This is a genomic window from Luteibacter rhizovicinus DSM 16549 (genome assembly GCF_001887595.1).
GTDB lineage: Bacteria > Pseudomonadota > Gammaproteobacteria > Xanthomonadales > Rhodanobacteraceae > Luteibacter > Luteibacter rhizovicinus.
This window is the reverse complement of sequence record NZ_CP017480.1, coordinates 1,745,402-1,758,552: the sequence shown is the minus strand read 5'-3', so window position 1 is coordinate 1,758,552 and position 13,151 is coordinate 1,745,402. Positions and strand designations below refer to the sequence as shown.

Sequence of the window (13,151 nt, the reverse complement as noted above, 5' to 3'; positions counted from 1 at the left end):
GCGATCAGGCCGCCGACCGCTCGGCGAGCTTCGCATGCTGGGCGGCGACGATCGAATACGACTCCTTACGTGCCGCATGGTCGAAGATCTGCGCGGTGATGATGAGTTCGTCCGCGCCCGTGCGTTCGATGAACTCGGCGAGGCCATCACGCACCGTGTCTGGCGAGCCGACCACGGCGCAGGACAGCGCGTGATCCACCTGCGCCTTCTCCATCGGCGTCCATACACCGTCCATCGAATGCACCGGCGGCGGCAGCTGGCCCGGCGCCCCACGGCGCAGGTTCCAGAACGCCTGCTGCTGTGAGGTGAACAGGCGACGCGCTTCGGCATCGGTTTCCGCGGCGACCACGTTGATACCGAGCATCGCGTACGGCTTGTCGAGCACCGCGGACGGACGGAACATGTGCCGGTACACCTCGAGCGCCTTCATCATCATGTCGGGCGCGAAGTGCGAGGCGAACGCGAATGGCAGGCCGAGGTGCGCGGCGAGCTGCGCACTGAACAGGCTGGACCCGAGCAACCACAGCGGCACATGGGTATCCATGCCCGGCACGGCACGCACCGTCTGCCCCGGCTGTTGCGGGCCGAGGAACAGCTGCAGCTCCTGCACGTCGTCGGGGAAGCGGTCGTCGCTGGGGCCCATGGAACGGCGCAGGGCGCGCGCCGTTCCCTGGTCGGTGCCCGGCGCGCGACCAAGGCCGAGGTCGATGCGCCCCGGATAGAGCGACGCCAGCGTGCCGAACTGCTCGGCGATCACCAGCGGCGCATGGTTCGGCAACATGATCCCGCCCGAGCCGACGCGGATCGTCTTGGTGCCTTCGGCGATGAAACCGATCACGACCGAGGTGGCCGCGCTGGCGATGCCGGTCATGTTGTGGTGCTCGGCCAGCCAGTAGCGATGGAAACCCAGGGCTTCGGCGTGCTGGGCGAGATCGCGCGAGTTGCGCAGCGATTCACCGGGGTTGGAACCGCGCGCTACCGGGGACAGGTCGAGTACCGAGAACGGAATCATCCGCAGACACCTCTTGAAAGGGGGAGGCGGGCGAACCGCCAATCCGTTCCAGATGGGCGGCGAGGGGGCGGTTTGCAACCCTCACAAGCGATTCCAGGGAAACAATCCGTTCGGCGGAACGATGCTCCACGGCCCGCTGGCGGAGAGGAAAATACACCGATCCACTCACCCAGTCCGGTAATTCCGGGGGAGCTTCACATGATCGACGTCCGCAGCTTCAATAGTCTTGGCGGTGCCAACCACGGTTGGCTCGACGCGAAGCATCATTTCTCCTTCGCCTCGTACAACGATCCGAAGCGGATGGGCTGGGGCGCGCTGCGCGTCTGGAACGACGACACCATCGCCGCCGGCACCGGGTTTCCGCCACACCCGCATTCGGACATGGAGATCATCACGTATGTCCGTGAAGGTGCGATCACCCACGAGGACAGCCTGGGCAACAAGGGCCGTACCGAGGCGGGCGACGTCCAGGTGATGAGCGCCGGCACCGGCATCCGCCACGCCGAGTACAACGCCGAGCCGCAAGCCACCCGCATCTTCCAGATCTGGATCATTCCTGACGGTGAGCGCAAGGCGCCGTCGTGGGGTACCCGTCCGTTCCCGAAGGGCGCACGTTCGGGCCAGTTCGTCACCCTGGCCAGCGGCATGCCCGGTGATGGCGACGCCCTGCCGATCCGCACTGACGCGCGCGTCCTCGGCGCCAGCGTGAAGGCCGGCGAGACCGTGGAATACACGCTGGGTGAGGGTCGCTTCGCGTACATGGTCCCGGCCGAAGGCTCGGTCGAGATCAACGGCAAGACGCTCAACAAGGGCGACGGCGCCGCGATCCGCGACGAGACCACGCTGCGCATCACCGCCTCGGCCGATGCCGAGCTGGTGCTGGTCGACAGCGCGGCGTAAGTGACGCCGGGGGTATGCTGTGGGTCATGACGACCCACGGCATGTCCTACCTCGACAACCCCATCCTCGACACCGACAGCTACAAGGCCAGCCACTGGCTGCAGTACCCGCCCGGCACCGACGCCACGTTCTTCTATGTGGAATCGCGCGGCGGTACCTACGAGAGCACGGTGTTCTTCGGCCTCCAGGCCGTCCTGAAATCACGCCTCGGCCGCCCGGTCACGCACGCGGACGTGGACGCGGCGCGCGATTTTTTCGCCGCGCATGGCGAACCCTTCAACGACCCCGGCTGGCGACGCATCGTCGACGTGCACGGTGGCCGGTTGCCCGTGCGCATACGCGCCGTGCCCGAAGGCAGCGTCGTGCCGACCCATCAAGCCCTGGTGACCATCGAGTCGACCGACCCGGCAGCCGCCTGGCTACCGTCCTATCTCGAAACGCTGCTGCTGCGCCTGTGGTATCCGGTGACCGTGTCGACGATCAGCTGGCAGGCACGACGGACCATCCTGCAGTACCTGGAAAAGACCTCCGACGATCCCGCCGGGCAGATTGCTTTCAAGCTGCACGACTTCGGCGCGCGCGGCGTGTCCAGCGCCGAGTCCGCGGGACTCGGTGGCATGGCGCATCTGGTCAACTTCATGGGCACGGACACCGTATCGGGCGTGCTCGCCGCGCGGGTCTTCTACGGCGAACCGATGGCCGGCTATTCGATTCCCGCCGCCGAGCACAGCACGATCACCAGTTGGGGCCGCGAGCACGAAGTCGATGCCTACCGGAACATGCTCAAGCGCTTCGCGAAACCCGGCGGGCTCGTCGCCGTGGTCTCGGACAGCTACGACATCTACCACGCGATCACCGAGCACTGGGGCAAGACGCTGCGCGAGGAGGTCATCGCGTCCGGTGCGACGCTCATCGTGCGGCCGGATTCCGGCGAGCCGGTCGAAGTGGTCCATCGTTGCCTCAGCCTGCTCAATGACGCCTTCGGCAGCACCGCGAACAGCAAGGGCTTCCGCGTGCTCAACCATGTGCGCGTGATCCAGGGTGACGGCGTCAATCCGGAAAGCATCCGGGCCATTCTCGAACGCATCACCGGTGCGGGCTACTCGGCCGACAACCTCGCCTTCGGCATGGGCGGCGCGCTGCTGCAGAAGCTCACGCGCGATACGCAGAAATTCGCACTCAAGTGTTCGGCCGCGAGGATCGACGGCGCATGGCGCGACGTCTGGAAAGATCCCGTCACCGATCAGGGCAAGATATCCAAGCGCGGCCGCATGACCTTGGTGCGTCACCGCGAATACGGCAGCTACCGCACGGTGGCCTTGCCCGATGACGCCGTGTCGCTGGCGCCGGCCGATCTCGAACCCGGTTGGGAAGAGGCCATGGTGACCGTGTGGGAGAACGGGGAGCTAGTGCGCGACTGGACGTTCGCGGAAGTGCGCGAACGCGCCGCCGCCGGACGCTGAGCTCCCCGCGCTCTTGTAGGACCCGATTCATCGGCGATAGGGTGCTCGCCGAGTCCTGGCCCGCTGCCGCGGGATCGCCGATGAATCGGCTCCTACAGTTTGCGGCGAGGCCTAGGGGGCCGCGGGGGGCGTGGGAGGTGCCGTCCCGGCAGCGCCCTTTTTCGTCATCAGCCCCTTGGTGAACAGGTAGGCGGCTGTCTGGTAGTACGTGATCGCATCCTTCGCATCGACCGGATTGGCCTTCGCGACGGTGGCATCGCCCGAGACCAGGTCGGGTGTCATCTCCTTCACCGGCTCGCGCGGGATCAGCGAGGTAAGACGACCGTCGCGCATGTAGCCGAGCTCCTGGTACGTGCTCAGGAACGTACGCTCACGGCCCGGCTCCAGCTTGAACAGGTCGTAGCCGTAGAAGTGCGAGGTGTAGCTGAAGTTCAACAGGCCGAGCACGGTGGGCGGAATATCGATCTGGCTCATCAGGCGATCGACGCGACCCGGCGCGATGTGCTTGGGCGAATAGATGAAAAGCGGGATGTGGTACTTGTCCACCGGCAGGCTGGTCTTGCCGGCGCTGCTTGCACAGTGGTCGGCGGTGATCACGAAGATGGTGTCGTCGAACCACGGCTTGGTCGATGCCCGCTTGAGGAAATCGGCGATCGCCCAGTCGGTGTAGCGCACGGCGGAGTTCCGCGCGCCCTGCTTCGCATTTACGCGACCTTCGGGGAAGGTGTACGGCCGGTGGTTCGACGTGGTCATGACATGACCGAAGTACGGCTTGCCCTTTGCGTACGACGCGTCCATCCGCTTCATCACGAGGGTGAACAGATCCTCGTCGGCCACGCCCCAGACGTTCTCGGCGTGGATGTCCTTGCTGTTGATGACGTTGCGGTCGACCGCCGTATAGCCATTGCTGGCGAAGAAGTGGTTCATGTTGTCGAAGTAACCGTAACCGCCGTAGACGAACTCGGAGGTATAGCCCTTCCCATTGAACACGTCGGCCAGCGAATTGAGGTTCTCGTTACCCGGGCGCTTGACGATGGACTCGCCCGGCGTCGGCGGCACGGACAGCGACAAGGCTTCGAGCCCGCGCACCGTGCGCGTGCCGTTGGCATAGAGCTGGGTGAAGAACAGGCTCTTCGCGGCCAGCGCGTCGAGGTTGGGCGTGAGCCCCATGTGCTTGCTCACGTTGAGGCCTTCGACGTAATCGCCGGACAGGCTCTCCACGCTGATCAGCACCACATTCAACTTCTTCTCGGCGCCATCGGCGGTGATCGTCCGCGTGATGTCCTTCGGATCGTTGCTGGTGAACGTGGCATTGGACGTCTTCACCAGCTCGCGCAGGTTGCTGAAGGCCTGGTCGTCGGGAATCGTCGGATAGTACTTCGCATAATCCAGCTCGTTGTTCCGGAACGCGGCGAAGAACTGGTAGATGCCGTTGCCGGCCAGTTCGTTCACGTAGTTGTTGGTGGAACGATCCTTCATCGAACCGTCCACGGCGAAGCTCACCGCCACGGTCAGCACCAGCCAGACCCCGACCACGGCCGAGCGACCGGCAAAACGTGAACCGCCATCCCGGGCCCGGAGCGTGCGACGGCTGAAGAAGAGCACCAGCACCGTCGCCAGCAACAGCAGCAGCGACCAGGTGACGATCGGGTAGGACTCCTGGATGTTGCCGACCACTTCGTGCGTGTAGACCAGATAGTCCACGGCGATGAAGTTGAAGCGGGCGCTGAACTCACCCCAGAAGACCAGCTCGGCGGCGCCCAGGTACAACACTGCGAACGTCAGAACGAAACAGAAACCCAGGAAGATCCGGTGGCCCCAGGTCGACAGGTAGGCCCGGCGCGGTAGCAGCCAGAGCACCAGCAGCATCGGCCAGGCGAAGTAGAGGAAGGTGAACAGGTCGTAGGCCAGGCCCACGGCAAACAGGTACAACCACTTGCCCGGCTCGCGGGGGATCTCGTGTCCGGTCTTGATCAGCAGGATGAGGCGGACCAGGAAAGCCACGCCGACGAACAGGACGCCGAACCACAACAGGGGCCGAAAACGCTGGCGCAGGACGCCCGGGGCCGAAGAATCAGAACGCATGGTGCCTCACGGAAGGACGCCAGCCGGAAAGCGGGCAGGGTAGGCCAGGAGGGTAGAGAGGGCGCCTTACGCAAGGCTTTCCCGAACCTTATCGTAAGCTTTTGCTATTGGTGAGAGTAAGAATGAACGTTGGCGCGCTCACGGCCTGCCGCCTGTTCGCGCTCTGTGGCACCCTACACGACCTTACGAGAACCAACGGAGCCGCGGACGCAGTGGAGCACGAGACGAGGGCAGAGCTGCCAGTGAACGACGTGCCCCTGACTAAGCCCGCGCTTTACGCGACCCTGCTGCGTCGCGCAGGCGGGCCGTTGTTGTCCCTCCTGCTGCTGTGCCTGGCGCTGTGGGCGTTGCACGCGATGGCCACTGAGGTCACGTATCGCCAGATCGGTGCCTATGTGCACGGACTGCCGAATACGGACATCGCCCTGGCGATCCTGCTGACGGGCGCCGGCTTCGCGGTCATGACCCTGTACGACTGGTTCGGACTGGCCAGCATCGGGCGACGCCTTCCGGCGAAGCGGGTCGGCTTCATCTCGTTTATCAGCTACGCCTTCTCCAATGCGCTGGGCATGTCCCTGCTCGTGTCCGGTTCGATCCGTTATCGCTTCTACGTGCAGGCCGGGCTGAGCACGGGTGAAGTCGCCCGCGTGGTTCTTTACACGACGCTGAGCTTCTGGCTCGGCCTTGCCGCCCTGACCGGCGTGACGCTGCTGATCGTGCCGATCCCGGCGGACGTGCCGCTGTCGGGCCTGCGCATCCCGCTGGCGATCCTGCTCACCCTGGTCCCGCTCGCCTGGTTCGCCGCCGCGGCGCTGGTGCGCCGGCCGATCCGGGTAGGCCGCTGGGCATTCAGCACGCCGACCCCACAGGTGGCCGCGCGCCAGATCCTCATCGGTGCGCTGGACTGGGGCCTGGCCTCGGGCGTGCTCTACGTTCTGATGCCGCAGGAAATCGTCGGCGGCTTCGGCCACTTCCTGGCCATCTTCGTACTGGCCCAGATGGCCGGCCTGATCAGCCATGTGCCAGGCGGTCTGGGCGTGTTCGAAGCGGTCATGCTGGCCGGCTTCGGCGCGACCGGAAACCATGGCCTCGAAGCGCCGATCCTCGGCTCGCTGACCGCCTTCCGCCTCGTTTACTACCTCCTGCCGCTCGGCGTGGCCACGCTCATGGTGATCTGGCGCGAGATCCGCGCCCTTCGCCACACCGCCCTGATCACCCCGTGGTTCAGTGGCCTGTTGCCGCCGTTCTTCGCCGGGCTGACCCTGATCTCCGGCGCGGTGCTGCTGTTCTCGGGCGCGACCCTGGCGATTCCAGGGCGCATGGAAATCCTGCGCGGCTTCGTGCCCCTGCCCCTGGTCGAGGTCTCGCATTTCCTCTCCAGCGTGGTCGGCATGCTCCTGCTGATCCTCGCGCGCGGGCTGCAGCGCCGCCTGGACGCCGCCTACGTGCTGACCCTCGTGCTGCTGATCGTCGGTGCCGTGTTGTCCCTGCTCAAGGGCATCGACTACGAGGAAGCGACGCTTCTGTCGCTGCTCGCCCTGGCACTGGCCCCGGCACACCGTCACTTCTACCGCCGTGCCTCACTGTTCCGCGCCAGCTTCTCGATGGGCTGGATGGCCGCCATCGCCGCCGTGCTCGGCTGTGCCACCTGGCTGGTGTTCTTCAGCTTCAAGCACGTCGAATACAGCAACAACCTGTGGTGGGAATTCAGCTTCCACCACGGCGGTGCACCGCGCGCCCTGCGCGCCCTGGTCGGCGCGACGGCCGTGGTGATGCTGTTCGCCCTGGCCAACCTTATCCGTCCCGTGCGCACCCGCCGCGCCCTACCCGGCGATGCCGACCTGGCCCGCGCCATGCCCTTGCTCAAGCATTTTTCGTCGGCTCAGGCGCACCTCGCCCTGGTCGGCGACAAGATGCTGATGTTCGCGCCGGACGACCGCGCTTTCATCATGTACGACATCGAAGGCCGCAGCTGGGTGGCCATGGGCGACCCGGTCGGCGAGAACGAAGATGCGCGCCGCGAACTCGTCTGGCGCTTCCGCGAGGAATGCGAACGTGCCGGCGGCTGGCCGTTGTTCTATCAGGTACGCCCCGAAGACCTCGACCTTTACCTCGAAGTCGGCATGAGTCTGTTGAAGATCGGCGAAGAGGCGCGCGTGCGCCTGGAGACCTTCAATCTCGACGGCAAGTCGAAGAAGACCCTGCGCGGTACGGTGAACAAGCTCGCCCGCGACGGTCTGCGCATGGAGATCGTTCCCGTGGAAGACGTTCCGGCACTGCTGCCGCGCCTGAAGCTGATCTCCGACGCGTGGCTGCGCGACAAGAAAGTACGTGAGAAGCGCTTCTCGCTCGGACTCTTCGACGAGCGCTATCTCTCGCGTACCCCGATGGCGGTGGTCTGGCAGGGCGATGAGCCCGTCGCTTTCGCTAATGTTTTCGTGACGGTCACGAAGGAAGAAGCTTCGGTCGACCTGATGCGCCACCTGCCCGACGGACCCTCCGGCATCATGGATTTCCTGTTCATCGAAATGATGGTCTGGGCGAAAGCCGAAGGCTATCGCTGGTTCAACCTCGGCATGGCTCCGCTTTCGGGCCTGCAGAACCGCCGTACGGCGCCGCTGTGGAGCCGCTTCGGCGCCATGGTGTTCGGCCGTGGCGAGCGCTTCTACAACTTCCGCGGGCTGCACCGTTACAAGGACAAGTTCGACCCCGAGTGGGAGCCGCGCTACATCGCCGTCGGCGGCGGTATCGGCTTGCCCCTGGCGCTGGCGAACGTCGCCAGCCTGATCTCGGGTGGCCTGGGCGGCGTGGTGCGTCGATGAAACAAGGGCTGCGCTACATCCTGATCGCCGTCATGGCGGCGGTCATCCTCGGCCTGCTCGCCTGGCACCCGTGGACTCGTGCGTCGATGGAAGTGTCGACCGTGGAACTGCCCGCGCTCAAGGCCGCGCCGGCGGGTCAGGAAGACCTGCTCGTGGTCATCTACTCCGGCGACGGCGGCTGGTGGGATCTCGACCAGCGCCTTGGCGCGGTGTTCACCCAGCGCGGCATTCCCGTCGCGGGTGTGAGCACCTTCAAGTATTTCTGGCGTTATCGCTCGCCCGACGAGTCGGCCCACGACCTCGACCGCCTGTTGGATCGCTACACGGCCCAGTGGAACAAGCAGCGCGTGCTCCTGATCGGCTACTCCTTCGGTGCCGACGTGCTGCCGACCATCGTCGGCAAACTGCGCCCGGACAACCGCACGAAACTCAGCCAGCTCGTGTTGCTCTCGGCCAGCCGTGACGTCAACTTCGAAATCGAGCTCGAAGGCTACATGCAGCAGGGCTGGTGGACGACGCACACGCACAACCTCCTGCAGTGGCTGAATCCGGTGGTCCACACCGATGCCGTCCCGCCGATCCTGGCGCTTGGCGGCAAGCCGCCGATGGCCTGCTACTACGGCACCGAAGATGCGGACGACAGCGGCTGCACCGATCCGAAGCTTCCCGCGTTCGTCACGGTGTACAAGAAAGCCGGCTCGCATCATTTCGACGAGAACTACGAGCAGCTCGCCACCGAGTTGATCGAGCGCATGCCGGCCGCGACGGCCCCGGTCTCCACGTCGCATTAACGCGTTTCGGGCCCTCGGGCCCGTGAAGACCTGTCACGAAACGTTCACGGCCACGCCACCGGAATTTTCTCTTTTCCGGATCAGGCTGGTTGCTCGGGCGGGACGAAGGCAGGAGACGATCGATGCAACGAGAACCGGGAAAGCGAGACTACGGATCCTCCGATTGCGCACGCCTGCGCAACCTTGCGAGCCGTGGCGTGCCCATCACCCAGACCGCGCCGAAGCCGGCCCCGCCGACACCGCCGCGCGACGTGCGCGAACACCGCGTGCGACCGCGCCCCGAGCGCTACACCGGCGCCTGAGCCCTTTCGCATGGGCGGCACCGACGTCAGAAATAAGCAGGCATTTTTAAGATTCCTCCTATATCCGTCCTCGGCGCACCTACGCAAGATAGATCCCGTGTCCCGCCCGGTCGAAAGGCTGACGGGACGACCGAATCGCCGATGACCGATCCGACGGCAGGATGCCGTCAGTCCCTAGTATCAGGATCGATCCCCCCTTCATCGGCGATAACGCCGCGCCGGCTTCGTCGGGCCGCGTTTTGGTGTGGCTCACGCCACCGGACCCAGGGACGTCCTTCATGGCCCTCCGCGTGAGCGCGAGGGCCATGTTTTTGCCGACCCGTGCGGCCCTGGGCTAGCATCGACGCATGGGATGCCTGCCTCTACCGCTGTTCATGCTGCTCGGTCTCGGGATCGGCTATCTGGTCGATTCACGTGCCGGTGCGGTCTGGGGCGGTGGCATCGGCCTGATGATCGGCCTCGTACTCACGGCACTACTCGTCCGCGCCATGCGCAAAGCCAACCGCTAACCGCGCTCTTGTGGGAGCCGATTCATCGGCGAAAACCAGGTTGCCGCAGACCCATCGCCGGCATAGCCGGCTCCCACACAAAGCCGGCGCAAACACAAAGCCCGGGCGCTAGATCTTCTTCCCGAAAAACACTGAGACGCCGATACCGGCGACGACGGAAGGTCCATGCGTACCGATGCGATGCAGCGCATACGCATCGAGCTGCGCATGGTCGCCGATGGTGTACGCCACGCCGCCGCCAGCCTGTAGCTCATTGCCGTCTTCGGCATCGTGGATCGCGTCGGTCTCGACGTAAGCCATCCAGTTTTCACCGAACTTGCGGCCGAAGGTCGGCGCCAGGGTCCAGGTGTTGCGGCCCTGCAGACGATCGACGTTGGCGAACAAGGTCCCCTGCCAGGTGTCGTTCGGCTTCCATTGGCCGGTGACGCCGAGCGTGTACTGTTTCGCGCCGTTGTTGAAATCCTGGTCGCCGTTGGCGAACGTCACCTGGCCGAGCGCTGCCCAGCTGAGACTGCCGGCGTCGGCCGAGCCACCCGGGGCTATCTTGAGGCCGATACTGGTATCGCCATGACCCACGGCATGGCGCCGGGAGTCGCCACCGCGCTCTTCCAACCGGTTCCATGCCGAGCCACCCACCTGCAACTCGGCCGGACCGCCAAGACCGATCCGGATCAGGCTATCGGCGGTGTAGGTCTTGTCGAGCAGTCCGCCCTGACGCTGACGCTCGTAGGTCGGCAGCCCCTGTTCGAGCGCCAGCGTGCCCACCGGGAGCACGCTGGTGGCGAAGCCCGCACCGGGCCGGTCGAAGTCCGGCGGGTCGGCGAAGGCGGGTGCCGATGCAAGGCACAGGAGGGGGGCGACGATCGGAAGGGAGCGCAGGTTCATGCGCGCATTGTGGCTATCCGATGTCGCCGTGTCGTGCAGGGCCTCAGGGTGCTTTCACCACCGGGAAGCTTTCGTCGACCGTGACCGTCGCCTCGGCGGCGATGTCGCTGGCCGAGCGCCCCAGCTTCACCGCATAGCTTCCGGGGGCGACGCGCCAGCGCTTGCCCGCATCGTCGTACCGGGCCAGGGCCAGCGGCTCGAGCGTGATGTCGACGCGGCGACTCGCTCCCGGCTTCAGGGCGACCTTGCTCCAGCCGGCGAGACGTCGCGTGGCGGCGCCGGGCGCGGTGACATACACCTGCGGCACATCGGCGGCCGCCGTCTTGCCGGTGTTCTTCACCGTCACGTGGGCGACCGGACGACCCTTCGCATCCTTGTCCACTTTGAAGTCGCTGTAGGCGAAGCTCGTGTAGGTCAGGCCATAACCGAAGGCGAACAGCGGCTCGCGCTTCGTCTTTTCGAACCAGCGGTAGCCGACATCGGCGCCTTCGATGTTGTAGTCGACGTTGTCGGCCGGCTTGGCCTTCGAATACAGGCCGGCACCCTGGATCGTCGGACGCGGAAGCTGGGCTTCGTCCTTCGGCCAGCTCACCGGCAGGCGGCCCGACGGCGAAGTCTCGCCGTAGAGCAGGCGCGCGATGGCGTCGCCGCCGCCCGAGCCGGGATACCAGGCCTGGAGCACGGCGCCGACGTTGTCGAGCCAGGGCATCTTCACCGCGCCATTGGTTTCCAGCACGACGACGGTCTTCGGATTGGCCTTTGCCACCGCCGCGACCAGCGCGTCCTGGCCATCGGGCAGGCTCATGTCCGGCACGTCGAAGGATTCGGCGGCCCACTGGGTTACGAAGACCACGGCCACATCCGCGGCGGCGGCGGCCTTGGCGGCCGCGGCGGGATCGGTGCCCGGATCGAAGCTGACCTTGCCGCCGAGCTTCTGCATGAAGGTGAGTGGCGCGGAGGCGTGGTAACGGACCGGGCCCGGCCAGCCCGTCGGCTGCAGGCCCGGGACCGGGTCGCCGCCGACGTCGGTGACGGTCGAGGAACCGCCACCGGCCAGGACGCCCTTGTCCGCGTGCGCGCCGATGACGACGACCGACTGGCCCGTGCGCGACAGCGGCAACAGGCCCGCCTGGTTACGCAGGAGCACGGCGCCAGCTTCGAGCGTATCGCGGGCGATCTTGCGATCGGCGTCGTAGGGCACAGGCGTGGTGGGCCTGGTCGGGATGGGGTTGTCGATCACGCCATGGGCGAACAGGCTGCGCATGATCCGCCGGGCCATGTCGTCCAGGCGGGCCTTCGGCACTTCGCCCGAGGCGACGGCAGCGCGCAGCGGCTTGTCGAAGTACACCTCGGCGTCGAACACTTCGCCGGCCGACTCCTGGTCCAGGCCGGCGAGCGCCGCCTTGGCGCCGCTGTGCACGCCGCCCCAATCGGACATGACGAAGCCCTTGAAGCCCCATTCCTGCTTGAGCACCTGGTTGAGCAGCCAGTCGTGCTCGCCGGCGAAGGTGCCGTTGACCCGGTTGTACGAGGACATGACCGAGCCCGGATCGCCGTGCGCGATGGCGATCTGGAAGGCGAGCAGGTCGGATTCGCGCAGGGCGACGGGGTCGATATCCGAACTGAGCGTGTTGCGGCCGGACTCGAGGTCGTTGATCGCGAAGTGCTTGGTGGTCGCGACGATCTTCTGTTCCTGGATGCCCTTGATCGTGGCGCCGACGATGGTGCCGGCCAGAATCGGATCCTCACCCGCGTACTCGAAGTTGCGGCCATTACGTGGATCCCGCACCAGGTTCACGCCGCCGGACAGTAAGACGGCGTAGCCCTTGCCGCGTGCCTCGCCGCCGATCATGCGGCCGCCGGCATGCGCCACGGCGGTGTCGAAGCTGGCGGCGGTGGCCAACCCGGCAGGCAGCGAGATCGCGCCCTTGCCGTCGATGCCAGGCTTATTCACGCCGAGCCCGGCATCGGTCTCGTTGATCGCCGGCAGGCCAAGGCGCGGGAAGGCGGGCACGTAGCCCGCGCCGCTGACCGCGCCTTCCGGCACGCCGTGCTTGTCGCTGGCAAGGCCGAAGTCGGAACGGATCAGGCGAAATTTCTCATCGTCTGTCATGGCCGCGACCACGAGCTCGGCACGGCGATCCACCGACAGCGAGCGGTCCATCCACGGCTTGGCGGGCGGTGAGGCCGCGTTGGCGCTGGCGGCGAGGCCGACGGTGATGGCAAAGGCGAGGGCGGTGCGGCGGGCGGTATCGGGCATGGTCGGGAAGTCGATCCGTTGGGAAGCCTCCACGTTCGTTCAGTAACACGTTTATCGCAACCCACGAGACCGCTTCGCGTTAGTCTCGAACTTGACCCGTGACGCTCCAGACCCCACTTAAG

General features: G+C 66.0%; 10 protein-coding genes. 6 read left to right on the top strand and 4 right to left on the bottom strand.

Annotated elements, in window-relative coordinates:
• Nucleotides 1–4: 4 nt before the first annotated feature.
• Nucleotides 5–1,012 (bottom strand): LLM class flavin-dependent oxidoreductase, encoded by a 1,008-nt coding sequence (locus tag BJI69_RS07955; RefSeq protein ID WP_046968401.1) that lies wholly within the window; start codon nucleotides 1,010–1,012, stop codon nucleotides 5–7.
• Nucleotides 1,013–1,210: 198 nt separating this feature from the next.
• On the opposite strand from BJI69_RS07955, the gene BJI69_RS07950 reads away from it, so the two are divergent.
• Together BJI69_RS07950 and BJI69_RS07945 are read left to right on the top strand one after the other, a co-directional pair.
• Nucleotides 1,211–1,912, top strand: a complete 702-nt coding sequence (locus BJI69_RS07950) for a pirin family protein (protein ID WP_046968402.1) — start codon at nucleotides 1,211–1,213, stop codon at nucleotides 1,910–1,912.
• A 41-nt stretch (nucleotides 1,913–1,953) separates the two neighbouring features.
• Nucleotides 1,954–3,375 (top strand): nicotinate phosphoribosyltransferase, encoded by a 1,422-nt coding sequence (locus BJI69_RS07945; RefSeq protein ID WP_046968431.1) that lies wholly within the window; start codon nucleotides 1,954–1,956, stop codon nucleotides 3,373–3,375.
• 111 nt (nucleotides 3,376–3,486) lie between these two features.
• On the opposite strand, the gene BJI69_RS07940 is transcribed toward BJI69_RS07945, so the two are convergent.
• Nucleotides 3,487–5,460 carry an LTA synthase family protein gene (locus tag BJI69_RS07940; RefSeq protein ID WP_046968403.1) on the bottom strand — a complete coding sequence of 658 codons (1,974 nt, stop codon included), beginning with the start codon at nucleotides 5,458–5,460 and terminating at the stop codon, nucleotides 3,487–3,489.
• A gap of 251 nt (nucleotides 5,461–5,711) precedes the next feature.
• Between BJI69_RS07940 and mprF the strand changes: the two genes are divergently transcribed.
• From mprF to BJI69_RS22605, 4 genes are all read left to right on the top strand, one after another.
• Nucleotides 5,712–8,282: a bifunctional lysylphosphatidylglycerol flippase/synthetase MprF gene (gene mprF, locus BJI69_RS07935; RefSeq protein WP_244465295.1), complete on the top strand. Its 2,571-nt coding sequence runs from the start codon at nucleotides 5,712–5,714 to the stop codon at nucleotides 8,280–8,282.
• Nucleotides 8,279–9,073: a virulence factor family protein gene (locus BJI69_RS07930; RefSeq protein ID WP_046968404.1), complete on the top strand. Its 795-nt coding sequence runs from the start codon at nucleotides 8,279–8,281 to the stop codon at nucleotides 9,071–9,073. The genes mprF and BJI69_RS07930 overlap by 4 nt, the downstream gene beginning before the upstream one ends.
• A 122-nt stretch (nucleotides 9,074–9,195) precedes the next feature.
• Entirely contained in the window at nucleotides 9,196–9,375 is a 180-nt protein-coding gene (locus BJI69_RS07925) for a hypothetical protein (protein ID WP_046968405.1), read from the top strand.
• A 347-nt stretch (nucleotides 9,376–9,722) separates the two neighbouring features.
• Complete coding sequence (locus BJI69_RS22605; RefSeq protein ID WP_169749265.1) at nucleotides 9,723–9,884, top strand: hypothetical protein; 162 nt, start codon at nucleotides 9,723–9,725, stop codon at nucleotides 9,882–9,884.
• A 108-nt stretch (nucleotides 9,885–9,992) separates the two neighbouring features.
• Here BJI69_RS22605 and BJI69_RS07915 read toward each other — a convergent pair whose 3' ends face one another.
• Both BJI69_RS07915 and BJI69_RS07910 read right to left on the bottom strand, forming a co-directional pair.
• Entirely contained in the window at nucleotides 9,993–10,769 is a 777-nt protein-coding gene (locus BJI69_RS07915) for a transporter (protein ID WP_052767266.1), read from the bottom strand.
• A gap of 43 nt (nucleotides 10,770–10,812) precedes the next feature.
• Complete coding sequence (locus BJI69_RS07910) at nucleotides 10,813–13,029, bottom strand: glycoside hydrolase family 3 C-terminal domain-containing protein (RefSeq protein WP_046968407.1); 2,217 nt, start codon at nucleotides 13,027–13,029, stop codon at nucleotides 10,813–10,815.
• Between the last annotated feature and the right edge of the window lie 122 nt (nucleotides 13,030–13,151).

Excerpts from the sequence above, each read along its gene's own strand:
- BJI69_RS07955 (WP_046968401.1), bottom strand. The coding sequence starts at position 1,012 with ATGATTCCGTTCTCGGTACTCGACCTGTCCCCGGTAGCGCGCGGTTCC.
- BJI69_RS07950 (WP_046968402.1), top strand. The coding sequence starts at position 1,211 with ATGATCGACGTCCGCAGCTTCAATAGTCTTGGCGGTGCCAACCACGGT.
- BJI69_RS07945 (WP_046968431.1), top strand. The coding sequence starts at position 1,954 with ATGTCCTACCTCGACAACCCCATCCTCGACACCGACAGCTACAAGGCC.
- BJI69_RS07940 (WP_046968403.1), bottom strand. The coding sequence starts at position 5,460 with ATGCGTTCTGATTCTTCGGCCCCGGGCGTCCTGCGCCAGCGTTTTCGG.
- BJI69_RS07930 (WP_046968404.1), top strand. The coding sequence starts at position 8,279 with ATGAAACAAGGGCTGCGCTACATCCTGATCGCCGTCATGGCGGCGGTC.
- BJI69_RS07925 (WP_046968405.1), top strand. The coding sequence starts at position 9,196 with ATGCAACGAGAACCGGGAAAGCGAGACTACGGATCCTCCGATTGCGCA.
- BJI69_RS22605 (WP_169749265.1), top strand. The coding sequence starts at position 9,723 with ATGGGATGCCTGCCTCTACCGCTGTTCATGCTGCTCGGTCTCGGGATC.
- BJI69_RS07915 (WP_052767266.1), bottom strand. The coding sequence starts at position 10,769 with ATGAACCTGCGCTCCCTTCCGATCGTCGCCCCCCTCCTGTGCCTTGCA.
- BJI69_RS07910 (WP_046968407.1), bottom strand. The coding sequence starts at position 13,029 with ATGCCCGATACCGCCCGCCGCACCGCCCTCGCCTTTGCCATCACCGTC.